This window comes from Mycobacterium senriense, from assembly GCF_019668465.1.
In the GTDB taxonomy this organism is placed as follows: Bacteria; Actinomycetota; Actinomycetes; order Mycobacteriales; family Mycobacteriaceae; genus Mycobacterium; species Mycobacterium senriense.
Map to the genome: position 1 here is coordinate 4,209,727 of NZ_AP024828.1, position 20,482 is coordinate 4,230,208.

The 20,482-nt window shown below is 67.4% G+C and carries 16 protein-coding genes; 14 read left to right on the forward strand and 2 right to left on the reverse strand.

The annotated features are described in order from the left end of the window. Window positions 1-7 precede the first annotated feature (7 nt). Window positions 8-652 carry a hypothetical protein gene (locus MTY59_RS19795; protein ID WP_221042651.1) on the reverse strand — a complete coding sequence of 215 codons (645 nt, stop codon included), beginning with the start codon at window positions 650-652 and terminating at the stop codon, window positions 8-10. A gap of 209 nt (window positions 653-861) precedes the next feature. On the opposite strand from MTY59_RS19795, the gene dop reads away from it, so the two are divergent. From dop to MTY59_RS19850, 11 genes are all read left to right on the forward strand, one after another. Continuing rightward, complete coding sequence (gene dop, locus MTY59_RS19800) at window positions 862-2,370, forward strand: pup deamidase/depupylase (RefSeq protein WP_221042652.1); 1,509 nt, start codon at window positions 862-864, stop codon at window positions 2,368-2,370. Between the two features lie 118 nt (window positions 2,371-2,488). Beyond that, on the forward strand, window positions 2,489-2,683 hold the full coding sequence (locus tag MTY59_RS19805) for a ubiquitin-like protein Pup (protein ID WP_066860430.1): 195 nt from the start codon (window positions 2,489-2,491) through the stop codon (window positions 2,681-2,683). After that, complete coding sequence (gene prcB, locus MTY59_RS19810) at window positions 2,680-3,555, forward strand: proteasome subunit beta (protein ID WP_221042653.1); 876 nt, start codon at window positions 2,680-2,682, stop codon at window positions 3,553-3,555. The genes MTY59_RS19805 and prcB overlap by 4 nt, the downstream gene beginning before the upstream one ends. Further along, entirely contained in the window at window positions 3,552-4,322 is a 771-nt protein-coding gene (gene prcA, locus MTY59_RS19815) for a proteasome subunit alpha (protein ID WP_221042654.1), read from the forward strand. The genes prcB and prcA overlap by 4 nt, the downstream gene beginning before the upstream one ends. A 211-nt stretch (window positions 4,323-4,533) precedes the next feature. Continuing rightward, on the forward strand, window positions 4,534-5,892 hold the full coding sequence (pafA, locus tag MTY59_RS19820) for a Pup--protein ligase (protein WP_221042655.1): 1,359 nt from the start codon (window positions 4,534-4,536) through the stop codon (window positions 5,890-5,892). 120 nt (window positions 5,893-6,012) lie between these two features. Continuing rightward, entirely contained in the window at window positions 6,013-7,050 is a 1,038-nt protein-coding gene (locus MTY59_RS19825) for a helix-turn-helix transcriptional regulator (protein WP_221042656.1), read from the forward strand. After that, entirely contained in the window at window positions 7,047-8,015 is a 969-nt protein-coding gene (locus tag MTY59_RS19830; protein ID WP_221042657.1) for a helix-turn-helix transcriptional regulator, read from the forward strand. The genes MTY59_RS19825 and MTY59_RS19830 overlap by 4 nt, the downstream gene beginning before the upstream one ends. 100 nt (window positions 8,016-8,115) lie before the next feature. Further along, window positions 8,116-8,394 carry a Sec-independent protein translocase subunit TatA gene (gene tatA / locus MTY59_RS19835; protein ID WP_221042658.1) on the forward strand — a complete coding sequence of 93 codons (279 nt, stop codon included), beginning with the start codon at window positions 8,116-8,118 and terminating at the stop codon, window positions 8,392-8,394. Window positions 8,395-8,438: 44 nt separating this feature from the next. Next, on the forward strand, window positions 8,439-9,395 hold the full coding sequence (gene tatC, locus MTY59_RS19840; RefSeq protein ID WP_221042659.1) for a twin-arginine translocase subunit TatC: 957 nt from the start codon (window positions 8,439-8,441) through the stop codon (window positions 9,393-9,395). Between the two features lie 19 nt (window positions 9,396-9,414). Next, complete coding sequence (locus MTY59_RS19845) at window positions 9,415-12,171, forward strand: DEAD/DEAH box helicase (RefSeq protein WP_221046541.1); 2,757 nt, start codon at window positions 9,415-9,417, stop codon at window positions 12,169-12,171. A 59-nt stretch (window positions 12,172-12,230) separates the two neighbouring features. Then, entirely contained in the window at window positions 12,231-12,995 is a 765-nt protein-coding gene (locus MTY59_RS19850) for a DUF4333 domain-containing protein (RefSeq protein WP_221042660.1), read from the forward strand. Between the two features lie 12 nt (window positions 12,996-13,007). On the opposite strand, the gene MTY59_RS19855 is transcribed toward MTY59_RS19850, so the two are convergent. Further along, window positions 13,008-13,973, reverse strand: a complete 966-nt coding sequence (locus MTY59_RS19855; protein ID WP_221042661.1) for a 5'-3' exonuclease — start codon at window positions 13,971-13,973, stop codon at window positions 13,008-13,010. 60 nt (window positions 13,974-14,033) lie between these two features. On the opposite strand from MTY59_RS19855, the gene MTY59_RS19860 reads away from it, so the two are divergent. The 3 genes from MTY59_RS19860 (at window position 14,034) to MTY59_RS19870 (ending at window position 20,448) form a co-directional block, all read left to right on the forward strand. Then, window positions 14,034-15,161 carry a M24 family metallopeptidase gene (locus MTY59_RS19860; protein WP_221042662.1) on the forward strand — a complete coding sequence of 376 codons (1,128 nt, stop codon included), beginning with the start codon at window positions 14,034-14,036 and terminating at the stop codon, window positions 15,159-15,161. 32 nt (window positions 15,162-15,193) lie between these two features. After that, complete coding sequence (locus MTY59_RS19865; RefSeq protein ID WP_415822590.1) at window positions 15,194-17,473, forward strand: alpha/beta hydrolase-fold protein; 2,280 nt, start codon at window positions 15,194-15,196, stop codon at window positions 17,471-17,473. Between the two features lie 89 nt (window positions 17,474-17,562). Next, complete coding sequence (locus tag MTY59_RS19870) at window positions 17,563-20,448, forward strand: ADP-ribosyltransferase (RefSeq protein WP_221042663.1); 2,886 nt, start codon at window positions 17,563-17,565, stop codon at window positions 20,446-20,448. Window positions 20,449-20,482 lie beyond the last annotated feature (34 nt).

Sequence of the window (20,482 nt, forward strand, 5' to 3'; positions counted from 1 at the left end):
TCGGCGGTCAGTCGGTCACCAGCGAGTAGCTGTTCGTCAGATTGTCCTGCAGCACCTGGGCCGGCCGCTGCGTTGTGTCCACGCGCAATTCGTCGCTGAGCACGCGCGGTTGGTAGGCCCACCCCGCCGGCAGGTCGAGACGATCGGCAAGGCCCGGTAGGTCCGCGCGCGACAGCGTGGCGTCGGCGACCTGACTCCAGGTCTGCATGATCCAGCGCTGGCTTTGGGGATCGATGAGTTCGTACACCTCTTGGCCGGCGTTGAAGACGAACACCGTGTGGCGGTTGACCGTGTTGGGGATGTACGGCGCCGGGTTCATCGACGACAGCAGGACGGTGGCTTGCTGGATCATTTCGATCCCGCCAAAGGATTTCGTGATCTGCGGCCCCCGGGCTTGTTTTTCGATGGCGTTCATCAGCCAATACCGGGGACCGTTGAGCAGGGCTGCGGCCGCCCCGTGTTCGGTGGCGATGGCGTGCGTGTCCAGCGCCGACCACAGCTCCTGGGGGCAGTCGTTGAGCGGGAAGCTGTTGTACACCGTTGCCTGCGGACCCGCCTCGCCCCGTGTTACCAGGAGTACCTCGCCGTAGCGCTTGCCGGACAGGTCGAGTGCGTGCTTACCGACGGCGTGGTCGGATCCAGGGGCGGACACAGGGTGAAATTAGTCACTGGTGTCGGCGCCGTCAACACGACGGACGGTGACCCGGCGGCGCCGTGGTAGCGGTTACGCGCCGCCAAAGTCGCGGCCGGCTCGCGTGCGCCCGCCGCACGGGCCGCTTCGTCGCCCGGCTGGACCTGATTGGCCGGCTCCTGCGCGCCCCGCCGCACGGGCCGCTTCGTCGTCCGGCCTACGCTTAGGTCATGCAACGAATCATCGGGACGGAGGTCGAATACGGCATTTCATCGCCATCGGACCCGACGGCCAACCCGATCCTCACCTCGACGCAGGCCGTTTTGGCTTATGCGGCCGCTGCGGGGATTCAGCGCGCCAAGCGCACCCGCTGGGATTACGAGGTGGAATCGCCGTTGCGGGATGCCCGCGGCTTCGACCTGAGCCGGTCGGCCGGCCCGCCCCCGGTGGTGGACGCCGACGAGGTCGGCGCGGCCAACATGATCCTCACGAACGGCGCGCGGCTCTACGTCGACCACGCACACCCCGAATACTCCGCGCCCGAGTGCACCGACCCGCTCGACGCGGTGATCTGGGACAAGGCCGGCGAGCGCGTGATGGAGGCCGCGGCACGCCACGTCGCCAGCGTGCCCGGGGCCGCGAAATTGCAGCTCTACAAGAACAACGTCGACGGCAAGGGCGCCTCCTACGGGTCGCACGAGAACTATCTGATGTCGCGGCAGACGCCGTTTTCGGCAATCATCGCCGGGCTGACCCCCTTTCTGGTCTCCCGGCAGGTGGTCACCGGTTCCGGACGAGTCGGCATCGGGCCCTCCGGTGACGAGCCCGGGTTTCAGCTGTCCCAGCGGTCGGACTACATCGAGGTCGAGGTCGGCCTCGAGACCACGCTCAAGCGCGGCATCATCAACACCCGCGACGAACCGCACGCCGACGCCGACCGTTATCGGCGCCTGCACGTCATCATCGGCGACGCCAACCTCGCCGAGACGTCGACGTATCTGAAGCTGGGCACCACCGCGCTGGTGCTTGACCTGATCGAAGAGGGCCCGGCGCACAGCATCGACCTGAGCGACCTGGCGCTGGCGCGGCCGGTGCATGCGGTCCACGCGATCAGCCGCGATCCCTCGCTGCGCACCGCCGTGGCGCTGGCCGACGGTCGCGAGCTGACCGGGCTTGCGCTGCAACGGGTTTACCTCGATCGGGTGGCCAAACTGGTCGACAGCCGAGACCCCGATCCGCGCGCGTGCGACATCGTCGAAACCTGGGCGCACGTGCTCGACCAGCTCGAGCGCGACCCGATGGAATGCGCGGAAATCCTGGACTGGCCCGCCAAGCTGCGCCTGCTCGAAGGGTTCCGGCAGCGCGAAAACCTGAGCTGGTCGGCGCCGCGACTGCACCTCGTGGACCTGCAATATTCCGACGTCCGGCTGGACAAGGGCCTGTACAACCGGCTGGTCGCGCGCGGCTCGATGAAGCGCCTGGTGACCGAACACCAGGTGCTCGAAGCGGTGGACAAACCGCCGACGGACACCCGCGCGTACTTCCGCGGTGAATGCCTGCGCAGGTTCGGCGCCGACATCGCCGCGGCCAGCTGGGACTCGGTGATTTTCGATCTCGGTGGTGACTCCCTAGTCCGCATTCCGACGCTGGAGCCGCTGCGCGGCAGCAAGGCGCACGTCGGGGCACTGCTGGACTCGGTGAACAGCGCCGCCGAGCTGGTGGAGCAACTCACCAGCTAGGTGCCGGTTCACCGCGGGAACGTCGGGGTTGACCGGTAGGCTAGGAAAGACCAACGGGCAGTGTGGCTTGATCGGTGAATAAGCCATTCAAAGGGCCCACACAACGCAGGAGGCGGCGATGGCTCAGGAGCAGACCAAGCGTGGCGGTGGTGGCGACGACGAAGACGACGTCGCCGGCAGCACCGCCGCGGGCCAAGAGCGCCGGGAGAAGCTAGCCGAGGACACCGACGATCTGCTCGACGAGATCGACGACGTGCTCGAGGAGAACGCTGAGGACTTCGTTCGCGCGTATGTCCAAAAGGGCGGACAGTGACCTGGCCTTTCTCTAATCGCCTGTCCACCAATTCCGCACTCTCAAGAGACCCCGCTATCGACCTCTCGTCATTTGCTGAGCTGCTGCGACGCCAGGCGCCGGAATTGCTGCCGGCGAGCTTGTCCGGCACGCAATCGGATGCCGCCACCGGGCAGTTGCCGCACGGCACCACCATCGTCGCGCTGAAATACCCCGGCGGCGTCGTGCTCGCCGGCGACCGGCGTTCGACGCAGGGCAACATGATCGCCGGGCGTGACGTCAAGAAGGTGTACATCACCGACGACTACACCGCCACCGGCATCGCCGGCACCGCCGCCATCGCGGTCGAGTTCGCCCGCCTTTATGCGGTGGAACTCGAGCATTACGAAAAGCTCGAAGGCGTGCCGCTCACGTTCGCCGGCAAGGTGAACCGGCTGGCGATCATGGTGCGCGGAAACCTGGCGGCCGCAATGCAGGGCCTGATCGCGTTGCCGTTGCTGGCGGGCTACGACATCGACGCGCCCGATCCCGAAGGCGCCGGCCGCATCGTGTCTTTCGACGCCGCCGGCGGCTGGAACCTGGAAGAGGAGGGCTACCAGTCGGTGGGGTCGGGCTCGATCTTCGCCAAGTCGTCGATGAAGAAGTTGTACTCGCAGGTCACCGACGCCGACTCCGCGGTGCGGGTCGCGATCGAGGCGCTCTACGACGCGGCCGATGACGATTCCGCCACCGGCGGACCGGATCTGGTGCGCGGGATCTATCCCACCGCGGTCACCATCGGCGCCGAAGGCGCGCTGGAAGTACCGGAGGCACGCATCGCCGAATTGGCCCGCGAAGTGATCCAAAGCCGTTCGCGCGCTGACACTTTCGGCCCCGATGGTGGTGAGAAGTGAGCTTCCCGTATTTCATCTCACCTGAGCAGGCGATGCGCGAGCGCAGCGAGCTCGCGCGTAAAGGCATCGCCCGGGGCAAGAGCGTGGTTGCCCTGGTCTACGCCGGTGGTGTGCTCTTCGTCGCGGAGAACCCGTCACGGTCGTTGCAGAAGATCAGCGAACTCTACGACCGCGTCGGCTTCGCGGCCGCCGGCAAGTTCAACGAATTCGACAACTTGCGCCGTGGCGGAATCCAATTCGCCGACACCCGCGGCTACGCCTACGACCGCCGCGACGTCACGGGCCGCCAGCTGGCCTATGTCTACGCGCAGACCCTGGGCAGCATTTTCACCGAGCAGGCCAAGCCCTACGAGGTGGAATTGTGTGTCGCCGAGGTCGCGCACTACGGCGAGAGCAAACCACCTGAGCTGTACCGGATTACCTACGACGGATCGATCGCGGACGAGCCGCATTTCGTCGTGATGGGTGGTACCACCGAGCCGATCGTCACCGCGCTGAAGGATTCGTATGCGGAGAACGCCGATCTGCGGGAGGCGACCCACATCGCCGTGAAGGCGCTGCGGGCCGGCAGCGAGGCGTCCAACGGCGACCAGTCCACCCTCGACGTGGGCAGCCTGGAAGTCGCCATCTTGGATGTCAACCGGCCGCGACGGGCCTTCCGGCGGATCAATCGCGCGACCCTGGAGAATTTGCTGCGCGAGCTGGATTCCAACGGCTCGGAAGGCGGCGGCGAACCGTCCGAGTCTGACGGCGACTCCTCCGCATAGACCCCAACCGCCGCCCACATTCGACCGGTGCTGATGGCTCAGGTGGTGCGAAAGGTGCGGGTGAGCTAGTTCGCGGCCAGGGCGTCGGTGCGGGCGGCCGGGTGGTTCACCGCGCCCCGCGCGGCCGCTCACCGTTCGACGGGAAACTTCGTCGAACCGATACGCGCGGCTTGCTCACCGTCCCGGTCGGACAGCAAGTACCCTCGATTACGTGCAGCGACGAATCATGGGCATCGAGACCGAGTTCGGCGTGACGTGCACGTTCCACGGCCACCGCCGGCTCAGCCCGGATGAGGTCGCCCGCTACCTGTTCCGTCGCGTCGTGTCCTGGGGCCGCAGCTCCAACGTCTTCCTGCGTAACGGCGCCCGCCTGTATCTCGACGTGGGTAGCCACCCCGAGTACGCCACCGCCGAGTGCGACAGCCTGGTACAGCTGGTCACCCACGACCGCGCCGGCGAGTGGGTGCTGGAGGACCTGCTGGTCGACGCCGAGCAGCGGCTCGCCGACGAGGGCATCGGCGGTGACATCTACCTATTCAAGAACAACACCGATTCAGCGGGCAACTCGTACGGGTGCCACGAGAACTACCTGATCGTGCGGGCCGGCGAGTTCTCCCGGATCTCCGACGTGCTGCTGCCGTTTCTGGTCACCCGCCAACTGATCTGCGGGGCCGGCAAGGTATTGCAGACCCCCAAGGCCGCGACGTTCTGCCTCTCCCAACGCGCCGAGCACATTTGGGAGGGCGTCTCCTCGGCCACCACCCGCAGCAGGCCGATCATCAACACCCGCGACGAGCCGCACGCCGACGCCGAGAAGTACCGGCGCCTGCACGTGATCGTCGGGGACTCCAACATGTGTGAGACCACCACCATGCTCAAGGTGGGCACGGCCGCGTTGGTGCTGGAGATGATTGAAGCCGGCGTCCCGTTCCGAGACTTCTCGCTGGACAACCCCATCCGCGCCATCCGCGAGGTCAGCCACGACGTCACCGGCCGTCGTCCCGTGCGGCTGGCGGGCGGGCGGCAGGCCAGCGCGCTGGACATCCAGCGCGAGTACTACAGCCGGGCCGTCGAGCACCTGCAGACCCGGGAGCCCAACGCGCAGATCGAGCAGATCGTCGACCTGTGGGGCCGCCAGCTCGACGCGGTCGAGAGCCAGGACTTCGCCAAGGTCGACACCGAGATCGATTGGGTGATCAAGCGCAAGCTCTTCCAGCGCTACCAGGACCGCTACAACATGGAGCTGTCCGACCCGAAGATCGCGCAGCTGGACCTCGCCTACCACGACATCAAGCGCGGACGTGGCGTCTTCGATCTGCTACAGCGCAAGGGGCTGGCCACGCGCGTCACCACCGACGAGGAGATTGCCGAAGCCGTCGACAACCCGCCGCAGACCACCAGGGCGCGGCTGCGCGGCGAGTTCATCAGCGCGGCCCAGGCCGCCGGCCGGGACTTCACCGTCGACTGGGTGCACCTCAAGCTCAACGACCAGGCCCAGCGCACCGTGCTGTGCAAGGACCCCTTCCGGGCGGTCGACGAGCGGGTCAAGCGCCTGATCGCGAGCATGTAGCCGCACGTCGGCTCGGCAACCGTCACATCGGCCCGCCGGCACGGACCTGGCCGCATTGAATACCGCGACGCGAACGGCCGCGGAAGCGCCGGACGAGGTCCATCGAATAATCTGGAGCCAATGGCGACGTCAAAAGTCGAGCGGTTGGTCAATCTGGTCATCGCCCTGCTATCCACCCGCGGCTACATATCGGCGGAGAAGATCAGGTCGAGCGTGGCGGGTTACTCGGACAGCGTCAGCGCCGAGGCGTTCTCGCGCATGTTCGAGCGGGACAAGAACGAGCTGCGCGACCTCGGCATCCCGCTCGAGGTCGGCCGGGCGTCGGCCTGGGACCCCACCGAGGGCTACCGGATCAACCGTGACGCCTACTCGCTCGCGCCGGTCGACCTGACCCCCGACGAGGCGGCGGCGGTGGCCGTGGCGACCCAGTTGTGGGAGTCACCGGAACTCATCACCGCGACCCAGGGCGCGCTGCTCAAACTGCGCGCGGCCGGCGTCGACGTCGATCCGGACGCGCCGGTCGCCATCGCGTCGCCGGCCGGGGTGCCGGGCCTGCGGGGGTCGGAGGAGGTCCTCGGAATCCTGTTGTCGGCCATCGATTCCCGCCAGGCCGTGCAGTTTCCGCACCGGCCGTCCCGGGCCGAGCCGTACGCCACCCGCACCGTCGAGCCCTGGGGCGTGGTAACCGAGAAGGGCCGTTGGTACCTGGTGGGCCACGACCGCGACCGCGACGCGACCCGCACCTTCCGTCTCTCCCGGATCGGCCCGGACGTCACACCGATCGGCCCGCCGGGCACCGTCACCGTGCCGAAAGACGTTGACCTGCGCAAGATCGTGGCCCAGACCGTCACCGACGTGTCGGCGCCGACCGTCGGACAGGCCCGGGTATGGGTGGCCGACGGGCGGGCCACCGCGCTACGGCGTGCCGGCAGGCCCGTCGAAGCGCGCCAATTCGGCGGTCGCGGCGGCGAGGTGATCGAGCTCGACATCAGGTCCGCCGATCAGCTGGCCCGTGACATCGCCGGCTACGGAGCCGACGCCCTGGTGCTCGAACCGCAGTCGCTGCGCGACGACGTGCTCGCCCGGCTGCGCGCGCATGCGGGCGCGGACGCCGTCGGTGCGGGGCAACCGCCTGGCCGCGGGGGAGTGTCCGCATGACCCCCATCTCCACCCGCCTGATCCGGCTGCTCAACATGGTGCCGTATTTCCAGGCCAATCCGCGGGTCACCCGGGCCAAGGCCGCCGCCGATCTCGGCGTCTCGGCCAAGCAGCTGGAAGAAGACCTCAACCAGCTGTGGATGTGCGGTCTGCCCGGCTATTTCCCCGGCGACCTCATCGATTTCCAGTTCTCCGGGGACACCATCGAGGTGACGTTCTCCGCGGGCATCGACCGCCCGCTAAGGCTCACCTCGCCGGAGGCCACCGGACTGCTGGTGGCGTTGCGTGCGCTGGCCGACATCCCCGGCGTCGTCGACCCGGAAGCTGCGCGCAGCGCCATCGCCAAGATCGAGGGTGCTGCGGGAGCCCTCGGACACGACGCCACCCATGCGGCGTCGGCCGTCGACGAGCCCGCGCCGGTGGAGAACCGCGCCACTGCCGCGGTGCGCGCGGCCGTCCAGTCCAGGCACGCGCTGACCATCGACTACTACTCCGCCTCGCACGACACCCTGACCAGCCGGGTCGTCGACCCCATCCGGGTGCTGCTGATCGGCGGCCAAAGCTATCTAGAGGGCTGGTCGCGCGAGGCGGAAGGCGTTCGGTTGTTCCGTTTCGACCGGATCGTCGACGCCAGCGAGCTCGACGAGCCCGCCGCGCCGCCCGAGCCGGCGCTGCACGCCCCGCCGGACACCTCGCTCTTCGACGGCGATCCCGCGCTGCCGTCGGCCAAGCTGCGGGTGGCACCGGCGGCGTCCTGGATGCTCGAGTACTACCCCATGCGTGACGTGCGCGAATTGCCGGACGGATCGTGCGAAGCGGTGATGACCTACGCCTCCGAGGACTGGATGACGCGGCTGGTGCTGGGCTTCGGGGCCGACGTGCAGGTGCTGCAGCCCGCGTCCCTGGCGCAGCGGGTGCGGGACGCCGCCGCGGCCGCCGTGACGTCCTACGAAGCCCTGAGCTGATAAAAGCCGAGGCGACATGGTCCACCGCGGCGCGGCGCGGGCCCGCCGCCACATGCCGCTACTGCGGTAGCATTCGGGTGAATGTCTGGAGGTAATCAAAGTGGGCAGTCTTAGTCCGTGGCACTGGGCGATCCTCGCGGTTGTGGTGATCTTGCTGTTCGGTGCCAAGAAGCTCCCCGATGCGGCGCGTTCGTTGGGTAAGTCGATGCGGATCTTCAAGTCCGAGCTCCGCGAAATGCAGACGGAGAACAAGGCGGAAACGTCGGCCTTGGGGACCCAGGGCGAGGCCTCCTCGGCGAACCCCACTCCCGTGCAGTCGCAACGGGTCGACGCGCCGACGCCCAGCGAGCAGGGGCACAGCGAAGCACGTCCGGCATAGCCGCCATCATCGTCGCGCTGCCCGAGCGCCACTGACCGAGCATCGTGAGAGTCTTCAAGGTTTCAGCGCGCACTTCCGGCCTGCTGAGGCGCCTCAACCCTCGTAACCGGCGCAGCCGAACCAACCCGGATGCGACCATGTCGCTGGTCGACCATCTGACCGAGCTGCGCACCCGGCTGCTGATCTCGCTGGCCGCGATCCTGGTGACCACGATCTTCGGGTTCGTCTGGTACTCGCATTCGATCTTCGGGCTGGAAAGCCTGGGCGAGTGGCTGCGGCACCCCTACTGTTCGCTGCCGCGGTCGGCGCGCGCGGAGATCAGCCCCGGTGGGCAATGCCGGCTGCTGGCCACCGCGCCGTTCGACCAGTTCATGCTGCGGCTCAAGGTGGGGCTGACGGCCGGGGTGGTGCTGGCCTGCCCGGTGTGGTTCTACCAGCTGTGGGCGTTCATCACGCCCGGCCTGTACCAGAAGGAACGCCGCTTCGCGGTCGCGTTCGTCATCCCCGCCGTGGTCCTGTTCGTCGTCGGCGCGGTGCTGGCCTACTTCGTACTGGCCAAGGCGCTGGGCTTCCTCCTGACCGTCGGCAGCGACGTCCAGGTGACCGCGCTGTCCGGCGACCGGTATTTCGGCTTTCTGATCAACCTGCTGGTGGTCTTCGGCGTCAGCTTCGAATTCCCGCTGCTGATCGTCATGCTCAACACCATCGGCGTGCTGCCCTACGAGCGGCTCAAGGCGTGGCGGCGCGGCCTGATCTTCGCGATGTTCGCGTTCGCGGCGATCTTCACCCCCGGATCCGACCCGTTTTCGATGACCGCGCTCGGTTTGGCGCTGTCCGTCCTCCTGGAGTTGGCCATCCAGATCTCCCGGCTGCATGACAGACGGAAGGCCAAACGTGAAGCCCAGGCCGTGATTCCCGACGACGAAGCCTCGGTCATCGAACCGCCCACCGCGATACCGGAGCCGTCGTTCACCGCCGGGCAACACGACGATGTCACCTGATCCCTCGCCGCCCCCTGACGTGACGGAGCTGGTGGAGCTCGCCCGGTTCACCGCCGAATTACCCTTCGCGCTCGACAACTTTCAGCGGCGGGCGTGCGCGGCGCTCGAGCGAGGCCACGGCGTGCTGGTCTGCGCGCCCACCGGTGCCGGCAAGACGGTGGTGGGGGAATTCGCCGTGCACCTGGCGCTGGCGTCCGGGGGCAAGTGCTTCTACACCACGCCGCTGAAAGCGCTGAGCAACCAGAAGCACACCGACCTCACGGCGCGCTACGGCCGCGACCGCATCGGCCTGCTCACCGGCGACATGTCGGTGAACGCCGATGCGCCCGTGGTGATCATGACCACCGAAGTGCTGCGCAACATGCTCTACGCCGATTCGCCTGCGCTCCACGGGCTTTCGTATGTGGTGATGGACGAGGTGCATTTCCTCGCCGACCGGATGCGCGGCCCGGTGTGGGAGGAGGTGATCCTGCACCTGCCCGACGAGGTGCGGGTGGTCAGCCTCTCGGCGACGGTCAGCAACGCCGAGGAATTCGGCGGCTGGATCCAGACCGTACGCGGCGACACGACGGTCGTGGTCGACGAGCACCGGCCGGTGCCGCTTTGGCAACACGTGTTGGTGGGCAAGCGTCTGCTGGATCTGTTCGATTACGACAACGAAAAACCGGCCGCGGATCGTCAGCCGCGCGTCAATCCCGAACTGCTGCGCTATATTTCGCACCGCCGCGAGGCGGACCGCATGGCCGACTGGCAACCCCGGCGCCGTGGCACCGGGCGGCCGTCACGTCCCCGCTTCTACCGGACGCCGTCGCGGCCGGACGTGATCGCCGGCCTCGACTCCGAGGGACTGCTGCCGGCGATCACGTTCGTGTTCTCCCGTGCCGGTTGCGACGCCGCCGTCCAGCAGTGCCTTCGCTCGCCCCTGCAGCTGACCACCCAGGAGGAGCGCGCACAGATCGCCGAGGTGATCGAGCACCGATGCGGCGATCTGGCCGACGCCGACCTGGGCGTGTTGGGCTACTACGAGTGGCGCGAGGGGCTGCTGCGCGGTCTGGCGGCCCACCACGCCGGGATGCTGCCCGTCTTCCGCCACACGGTCGAGGAACTGTTCACCGCCGGACTGGTCAGGGCCGTGTTCGCCACCGAGACGTTGGCGCTCGGGATCAACATGCCCGCCCGCACGGTGGTGCTCGAGCGGTTGGTGAAGTTCAACGGCGAGCAGCACGTGCCGCTGACACCGGGGGAGTACACGCAGCTCACTGGCCGCGCCGGGCGGCGGGGCATCGACGTCGAGGGCCACGCGGTGGTGCTGTGGAATCCCACCGAGGAAACCACCGAGCCGTCGGCGGTGGCCGGGCTGGCCTCCACCCGCACCTTCCCGCTGCGCAGCTCGTTCGCCCCGTCGTACAACATGACGATCAACCTGGTCCAGCAGATGGATCCCGAGCAGGCGCATCGGTTGCTGGAGCAGTCATTCGCGCAGTATCAGGCCGACCGCTCCGTGGTCGGGCTGGTGCGCGGCATCGAGCGCGGCACCGCGATGCTCGACGAGATCGCCGCCGAGCTCGGCGGGCCCAGGGCGCCGATCCTCGAATACGCGCGGATGCGGGCACGCATCAGCGAGATGGAGCGCGCACAGTCGCGCGCGTCCCGGCTGCAGCGACGGCAGGCCGCGAGCGACGCGCTGGCCGCACTGCGCCGCGGCGACATCATCAACATCACCCACGGCCGCCGCGGCGGCTTGGCCGTGGTGCTGGAATCAGCCCGCGACAGCTCCGACCCGCGACCGTTGGTGCTCACCGAAAACCGTTGGGCGGGAAGGATTTCGACGGCTGATTACTCGGGCGCGTCCGCACCGGTCGGTTCGATGTCACTGCCCAAGCGGATCGAACATCGTCAACCCCGGGTCCGGCGCGATCTGGCGTCGGCGCTGCGATCGGCCGCCGCCGGATTGACCATCCCGGCCCGGCGCCGCGGCGGCAGCGGGGACTCCGACGGCGAATTCCACGATCCCGAGCTGGCGTCGTTACGTGAACAACTGCGCCGGCACCCGTCGCACAACACGCCCGGCCTGGAGGCACAAGTGCGGCAGGCCGAGCGCTATCTGCGGATCGAACGGGACAACGCGCAATTGGAGAAAAAGGTTGCGGCGGCCACTAATTCACTGGCCCGGACCTTCGACCGGATCGTCGGGTTGCTCACCGAGCGCGGCTTCATCGAAGGGCGCGACGGCGATCCTCGCGTCACCGACGACGGCCGGCTGCTCGCGCGCATCTACAGCGAAAGCGACCTGTTAATCGCCGAATGCCTGCGCACCGGCACGTGGTCGGGGTTGAAGCCGGCCGAGCTGGCGGCGGTGGTCTCGACGGTGCTCTACGAAACCCGGGGTGGGGAGGGGCCTGGGGCGGGTTTCGCGGCCGACGCGCCGACCCAGCAAGTGCGGCAGGCGCTGCAGCAGACGTCGCGGCTGTCGATGGCGCTGCGCGCCGATGAGCAAACGCACCACATCGCCCCGAGCCGCGAACCCGACGACGGCTTCGTCAACGTCATCTACCGCTGGGCCAGGACCGGAGATCTGGCCTCGGCGCTGGCGGCCGCCGACCCGGCCGGCACCGGATCGCCGCTGCTCGCGGGGGATTTCGTGCGGTGGTGCCGTCAGGTGCTCGACCTGCTGGACCAGGTCCGCAACGCCGCTCCGGACGCGGAGTTACGGGCCACCGCCAAGCGGGCCATCAATGACATTCGGCGCGGCGTCGTCGCAGTTGACGCCGGGTAGGCTAGGCCGGAGCTACCGTTAAGCGCCGATAGTTGATACACAAGGGCTGAGGGAGAAAGATGAGCGGACCGCAGGGATCGGACCAGCAGTGGAAACCGCCTGGTCAGGGTCAAGGTAGCGATCACTCGTCAGACCCGACCCAGGCCGCACCGACCTGGAACGAGCAGTCGAATCAGGAGACGTCGTGGCAGGCTCCGGCCTACACGCCGCCCGCCGACTACCCGCAGTACCAGCAGCCAGCCGAACAGGCGTACCCGCAGCAGTACCCCCAGCAGCAGCCGGGCTACGTGCAGCCCGGGCAGTACGGTCAGCCCGGCCAATATGGCCAGCCGGGCCAATACGCTCAGCCGGGTCAGTATGGCCAGCCGGGCCAGTACCCGCAGCCGGGTCAGTATGGCCAGCCGGGCCAGTACCCGCAGCCCGGTCAGTACGGCCAGCCGGGCCAGTATCCGCAGCAGTACCCCGGCTACGAGCAGCCCGGCAAGAAGCGACCGGTCGGATTGATCGCCGGCGTGGGCGGCGCGATCGCCTTTCTGCTCATCGCGGTCGTGCTGGTGCTCGGCTTCTGGCAGCCCGGGTTCTTCGTCACCACCAAGCTGGACGTCAACAAGGCGCAGGCGGGGGTCCAGCAGGTTCTCAGCGACGAAACCAACGGCTACGGCGCGAAGAACGTCCAGAACGTCAAGTGCAACCACGGCCAGAACCCCACCGTCAAAAAGGGCGGGACGTTCGACTGCGACGTCAGCATCGACGGCGCGCCCAAGCACGTCACGGTGACCTTTCAGGACAACAAGGGCACCTACGAGGTCGGCCGGCCGCAGTAGCCGTCGGTCACGTCAGTTCGGCAGCGCGTCCAGGGCCTTCTGCAGGCGGCCGATCGACGAGCCGACACCCAGCTCCGTGGCCAGTTCGGCGGTGCGTCGTGGATCGGCGGCTACCAGCGGTAGTTCGTCGTCGGGCGTCGAGAAGGCGACCGGCGCGTCGGTGGCCACCCGCACCACTTTCCCGGCCGCCTCGATGTAATCCAGCGCGCCCAGCAGTTTCGCACGTATACCCTTGGCCATCTTCGACTTCGGGTCGTGAGCGACGGCCAGGATCTGTTCCAGCGAGCCGTGCTGGGCCAGCAGGGTGGCCGCGGTCTTCTCGCCGACGCCCGGGACCCCGGGAAGTCCGTCGGACGGATCGCCGCGCAGCAGGGCGAGCTCGGCATAGGCGGGGCCGGCCCTATCCACCGGCACGCCATAGTGTTCGGCGACCTCCTCGGGCCCGAACAGTGTGGCCTTGCTCAGCCCCCGGCCGAGGTAGAGCACCCGGACCGGGACGGGATCGTCCGACACCACCTGCAGCAGGTCGCGGTCACCGCTGACCACCACCACCGGATCCTTGCGTTCTTGCGCCGCCAGGGTGCCGAGCACGTCGTCGGCCTCGAAACCCTCCGCCCCGGCCGTCGGAATCCCGAACGCGTCAAGGAGTTCGGCGATCATGTCGATCTGGGGCGTCAGGTCGTCCGGGACTTCCTCGATGTCCGGCTCGTTCCGCGGCTCTTCCTCGGCCACCCGATGGGCCTTGTACGACGGGACGAGATCCACCCGGAACTGGGGACGCCAATCGAGGTCCAGGCAGACGGCCAGCCGACGGGGCCGCTGCTGGTTGATCACTACGGCCACGGAGTCGATGAATCCCCGGACGGCGTTGACGGGCCGGCCGTCGGGTGCGGTGATCGAGGACGGCACCCCGAAGTAGGAGCGGAACCACATGCTGGCGCCATCGAGCAGCACGAGCGGTGATCGGGGTGCTGGCATGCCGGTTATGGTCTCACGTCGCCGGGAGGCGACGCGCGATCGAGCATTAGCCTGGCTGCCATGGAGTCTCACCGCTTCGACGCAGCAGTGTATGAGCGCCGCCTGACCGCGGCCGCCGCGGCGGCCGCCGACGCAGGCCTGGCCGGGCTGGTGATCACACCGGGGTACGACCTGCGCTACCTCGTCGGGTCGCGCGCCCAGACCCTGGAACGGCTCACCGCGCTGGTGCTGCCGGCTTCCGGTGATCCGACGGTGGTGGTGCCGCGGCTGGAGTTGGCCTCGCTCAAGGAGTCTGCCATCGCCGAACTCGGCCTGGCGGTGCGGGATTGGGTCGACGGCGACAGCCCCTACGGTCTGGTGGGCGCCGCTCTGGGCGGTGGCCGCGCCGCGACCGCCGTCACCGATGCCATGCCGGCGTTGCACCTGCTGCCGCTGGCCGCAGTGCTCGGCGTGCTGCCGGTTCTGGCCACCGATGTGTTGCGCACGCTGCGGATGGTCAAGGAGGAATGCGAGGTCGACGCCCTCCGCAAAGCCGGGGCGGCCATCGATCGGGTGCACGCCCGGGTGCCGGAGTTTCTGGTCCCGGGCCGCACCGAGGCCGACGTGGCCGCCGACATCGCGGATGCCATTGTGGCCGAAGGGCATTCGGAGGTGGCCTTCATCATCGTCGGGTCCGGGCCGCACGGCGCCGACCCGCACCACGGGTATTCGGATCGCGAACTTCGGGTCGGTGACATCGTCGTCGTCGATATCGGCGGCTCCTATGATCCCGGCTACAACTCCGACTCGACGCGCACTTACAGCATCGGTGACCCGAACCCGGAAGTTGCTGAACAGTATTCGGTGCTGCAACGCGCCCAGCGCGCGGCGTATGACGCGGTGCGCCCGGGAGTGACGGCCGAGCAGGTCGACGCCGCCGCCCGTGACGTGTTGGCCGCCGAAGGGCTCGCCGAATATTTCGTGCACCGGACCGGGCACGGCATCGGCTTGTCGGTGCACGAAGAGCCCTACATCGTCGCCGGAAACGATCTGCCCCTGGCCGAAGGCATGGCCTTCTCCATCGAGCCGGGCATCTATTTCCCGGGGCGGTGGGGTGCGCGCATCGAGGACATCGTCATCGTCACGCCCGATGGCGCCCTGGCCGTCAATAACCGGCCACACGAACTGATCGTGGTTCCGGTGGCTTGATCGACACGAGCCTCCTTCCGCGTAGGTTGGGGATGGTGTCAATCCTGAATCTCTCGCTGCTCCCGATTCGCATTGCACGTCACGTCGCCCACGCGGTCTTGCACCCCACCGCACCGGCTCCGGCACCCACGCCCGCGCCGCCGGCTGAGCTCATCGTGGTCGACGGGATGCCCGAGGGTGTGCCGCCGGCCGCTCGGCGCCCCGAGCCGCAGCTTCCCGCGCCCGCGGGATGGCCGTTCGGTGAGGAGTTCCCGCGCACGTGCGGCGCCGGACGCTTGGCCGGCGGTGCCCTGTTTTGGACCGACTTCCTCTACGACGACCACGGCGCGACCGGCATCCCGATCGGCGACCTGAAAATTCAGGCGCCGCCGCGCGGAACCTACATCTATCCCGATGGGCCCGCGGCCGGCAACGGCGCCGACATCTTCCGCGTCGCCATCGGGCTCACTGAGACCCACACCTGGTGGCGGATCGACTGGAACACCCTGCTGGATGCCGCAATTCCCGTCGCGCTGTTCACCTTTGACACGGGCCCCACCCGAACCGCGCCCGAAGACTGGCCCGCCGGAGCCGGCGTGCGCTCGAAGGGCATCGACACGGCCTTGCTGGTCACGGGAAGCGGTGCCTCGCTGATCGATCTGGCCACTCAGGTCAGGACGCCGGTCGAACACAGCGTCGACATGCAGTCGCGGTCGTTCGTGGCGCAGGTCCCGCGGTCGCTGGCGGAGCCGACGGGGAGCTGGACGGTCCGCCTGGCCGCGGGGTTGGCCAACGCGGCGGGGGACGGGTTCGCCGACGTGTCCGCCCTGCACGGTGCGCTACCCGGGCAACCCAACGTCTACAACGCGGCCTTTCGCACCAATGAGCAGGAGCCGCCGCACCTGAACTTCTGGTCGGATGCCGCCCAGGCCGGCGCCCTGACACATGGCGACGTCTCCGAGTTCGCGCTGACGGTGCCGTGGGCCCGGCTGGCGGCCCGCGAAACCGCTCCCGAGCCGGTGATCACCGGCCCGTCGACCCGGTGGTACGTGTCGTCGGTCGAACTCGGCCAGGGCCTGGAACAAGGTTGGGCCGCCAACGACATCTTGAGCACCAAACCGCAATTCCTCGGTCGGGTGCAGCCGTATTCGATCTGCCTGCCGTCAAGCTATGCGCCGGGTCGCTCGCTGCCGCTGACCTTGCTGCTGCACTCCCTTTCGCTCGGGCAGAGCCAGTTCGCCGCGATCGACCCGCGGCTGCTGCACGAAGTGTGCGAGGGCCGCGACTCGGTGGTGGTCACGCCGTTGGCCCGGGGGCCGTCCACCTGGTACTTCGACACCGGTGAACTCGACGTCTGGGAAGTATGGGCGCGGGTTGCCGAACAACTGGGCACCGATCCCAATCGCACTGTGATCTCCGGCTATTCGATGGGCGGGTATGCGACCTACAAGTTGGGGCTGAGTTACCCGCAGGTGTTCTCGCAGGCGGTGGTGCTGGCGGGGCCGCCGGCGTGCGGCGTGCGCCTGCTGCCCCACGTCGACATTCCCGCCGACCTTGATCTGGACTCACCCTGTGCCCGGGAGGGCGACACCTGGAAGCTGCTGGGGAACGCGCGATGGCTGCCGTACGTCATCGCCCACGGGCTGCTCGACGAACTGGTGCCGTTTGCCTCGGCCGCCGAGCAGGTGCTCGAGTTGGACCGGCTGGGCTACCGGCACCGGTTCAGTGTTTACCCGCTGGAGGATCACATCGCCTGGGTGTTCCAGGACAAGTTCGAGGATCCGATCTCGCACATGGGAACCGCTGTGCGCCAAGCGGATCCGGGACACATCACGTTCGCTTGGTATCCGCAACTGGTGCGCGCCGATCTGGGTATCGGGCCCCACCAGGTGTGGTGGTTGTCGGAGCTGAGCGCCGATCCCGAGGTGACCGCGCGGCGTGGGGCCGTCGCCGAAGTCGACGCGCGCTCGTACGCGCGGCCGGATCCCGCGCACACCATTCGGCACCATCGCGGCGTCATACCAGGGTTTGAGCCAACGCCCGGGCTGTACAGCGAGCTGGACTGGCAAGTGGGACGCCCCGTCGGCTCGCTGCCGTACCTGACGTTGCGCCTCAAGGGGGTTGCCGGTCTGAGGGTCGACATCGCGCGCGCCGGGCTGGCCTCGTTGCCGAAGTCGACCATCACGGTGTCCACCGATGTCGCCGCCCAGATCACGCTCGGTGGCTTGCCTGCGGCGGTTGATGTGCAGCTCGATGGGGAACCGGCCGGGCCGACCGTCACGGTGTCGCCTGGGCGGCATCGCATCACGTTGACGGCGAATGTTGGCGAATGAGTTGTCGTGCTGGGTGATCGTGGCTAGCTTGGCGAAGCGATCTTTGGGTGAATAGCGGCGACGGGCGGACCTGAGCGAAAATTCCGCACGTGGCTCCCTTGGCTGTCGATCCGGAGGCGATGTTTGTCGCCGGCACCGGTGTGAGCGTCACTAGCGACGGCATTGCCACTGCCCTGGGCCCATTGTCGGCTGGATTCGGAATCAATAGTGGCCAGGATTCCGCTGGAATGGTATTTGCGCTGAACTATCAGAACGCGGCTCGGTCATTGTTGACCGGGGTAGCTGCCGGGATCAATGCTTGCCGGAAACTTGGGGCCAAGATTCAACTTTGTGCGTCAAACTACTCACGGGCGGAGGCGGCCTCGAAAGTAGGTGGCGGCAGCCATGCCCTGCCATCGCCGGGGCCACCCACGAAAGTCGCGCCTCCCAGTGCGCCGGGCGTGATGGGTCTGGGCGTGGCCCGACCACTGCTGTGGGGCGTCGTTGAATCGCTGCTTGACGACGTGTGGCCGAACGGCAACGCGGTGGGAATGCACGCGGCCGCGGGTTGTTGGCGCGGACTCGGCGCGACGCTAAGCGGGGTGCAAGCCGGTCTCGACGGCCCTAAGTCGGTAATCGCCGGGCAGCAGATACCGGAAGGCGAGTTGGTCCAGCACGATCTGGCCCTACTCGCCGCCACGATGGCCAAGTTGGGCGAGCAATGCGACAAGGTGGCCGATACCTTGGACAAGTTCGCGGACGAGGTGGACGACGCCCAGAACAAGATTCGGGATCTGTTGAAACGGTTGGGGTCCCTAACCGATCTGGTCCACGACGCGATATTGATCTTCGAAGGCGATGCGCTCGATGAGCTCGAAAAGATCGCCAACGACATCAATGGCGTACTTCACAACATGAAGCGTGAAGCCCATGCACGCGAACAAGTCCTGAAAACCGGAATGCAGATCATTGATCGCCTGGTGGTTCGGGGGCAGAGCTTGATGGAAGGCCAGTTGGTCGAATTCTTCGGCGACGACGTCGGGAGTGTGACAGCGGGCTACTTCGATGCTTGGTCCGATTTCGGAGAAGGCGTCTTCAAAGGGGCGGTTGGCGCTGTGGAACTCGAAGATCAACTTGATCCGAGTCGCTTTGCCTTCGACCCGAAAGGGGCCGCGGCCAGCTGGGCAGCGCTGGATAAGACTGCGGTTCAATCGATCCCGGCGTACGCGCTATTCGACCCAGGCGGCGCGGCAAAAACCGATCTCGGCCTCGTGAAGGGCCTTTCCCACTGGGACGATTTGACCTCCGACCGGCCCGCGGTCGGGCTCGGTGAGATCGGCTTCGATCTTGCAACCATGGCCGGCGGGGGTGGGGCAGCGAAGGCTGGCGGGAAAGCTGCGGAGGCAGCGGGCGGCGCTGAGGCGACCGGGGAGCTCACTGAGGGCGAAGAGGTACTTCAGGGCGCCAAAGGAGCGGCCGCCGAGGCGGAAGGCGCCGGTGGTGCGTTGCCTGGCATCGCCAAAAGCGGCAGCGATTTATCCAAAAACCTCGAAAATCTCGGCGGAGACCTGCCGAAAGGCGATGCGCCGCCGAGTGGCAGCCCCGTGAGCTTGCCGCCAGGAAAATTGCCGGAGGCGCCGGTTGAATCGGCGCCCCGTCCGCCCGATGGCGCAACGGGTGCGCCCCACGCGCCGGCGACCGCGCAGGGGGCTAGACCTCCGGAGGCCCCAAGCCCAAGCCTCCCGGGCGGGCCGCACGAACCGGCGCCCGCTCCTCCGTCGGCACCGGCAGTTCCTGGCAGCCCGCATGAACCGGTGCCAGCCGCCGGTCCTCATGAGCCGGCGCCGGTGCCGGCCGGTGGTCCGCATGAGCCCTCCTCCGTGCCGGCGGAAGGGCCGCGGGAGCCGGTGTCAGTGCCAGCGGAAGCTCCGCACGAGTTTGCGCCAGCAGGGGGCGCGCATGAACCAGCATCGGTACCGGCGGAGGGCAGGCATGAGCCGGTGTCGCCGGGTAGTCCGCATGAGCCGGTGCCACAAAGCGAACCGCGTGAGCCAGGGCAGGTGCCGAGCGAACGCCCACATGAGCCAGCTGGCGTGCCCGCCGGTCCACCTCTTACGCCCTTAGCCGACACAGCAGGAGAAAGAGCGCCGTCCGCGATTCCCCATGTGGCCGAATATGTGCCTGGTCGTGCGACAACACCGCATAGCGAGCCACCCGTCGAGTCGGCACCCGCCGCTCCGCCCGCGTTGCAACCTGTCCGGTCAGCCAAACCGGGGCTCTATTCGGCACCGCCGAGCGGTAGCCCGACCGAAATGCCGGCGCCGGGTCGCAACGCGCATTTGCCAGGTGACGCCGACTCTCCTGCCGGTGAGGCGAAGCCACCGCTAAATGGCTCTCCAAAGCCTGGGCGGGGCGATCCGCCCGAACCGAAAGTGCCACCCGACGATGCCAATCCCGGTGACAAGCACGGCCAGGATGACAGTCCCGACAACGGCGACCATCCTCTGAGCCCAGATGACCCGCTGAGCCCAGATGACCCGCTGAGCCCAGAACATTTGAAGGCACTCGGTGACTACACTGGCATGAGTTATGCAGACCTGAACGAGGCGTTAAGGAGCGAAGCTTTGGACGCGTCTCAAATTGCTCGAGTCGAAGCATTAAAAGCTGCATTAAGCAAACTTCCGCCGTTCGAGGGCTCCGTCGTGCGTGGTACCAACCTGCCGGCTGAAGTGCTTGCCCAGTATCGGCCGGGCGAATACATCGTAGAAAAAGCCTTTCTCAGCACAACAAGAGATCCAGTCGTAGCGCAGTCGTCCGCGTTCGCTGGAAATGTTGAGTTCCGAATTGTGTCTTTTACCGGCCGCGATGTTTCCGCGTTTTCAATGTTCCCCGCAGAGCAAGAGATTCTGTTTCCTGCGAATACGAGATTTCTAGTCTTAAGAAGGACTACCGATCCGCGGACCGGTCGAACAATTATCGACATGGTAGAAGACTAGTGAACAATCTAATCAACGTTTCAAGGAGGTTTAA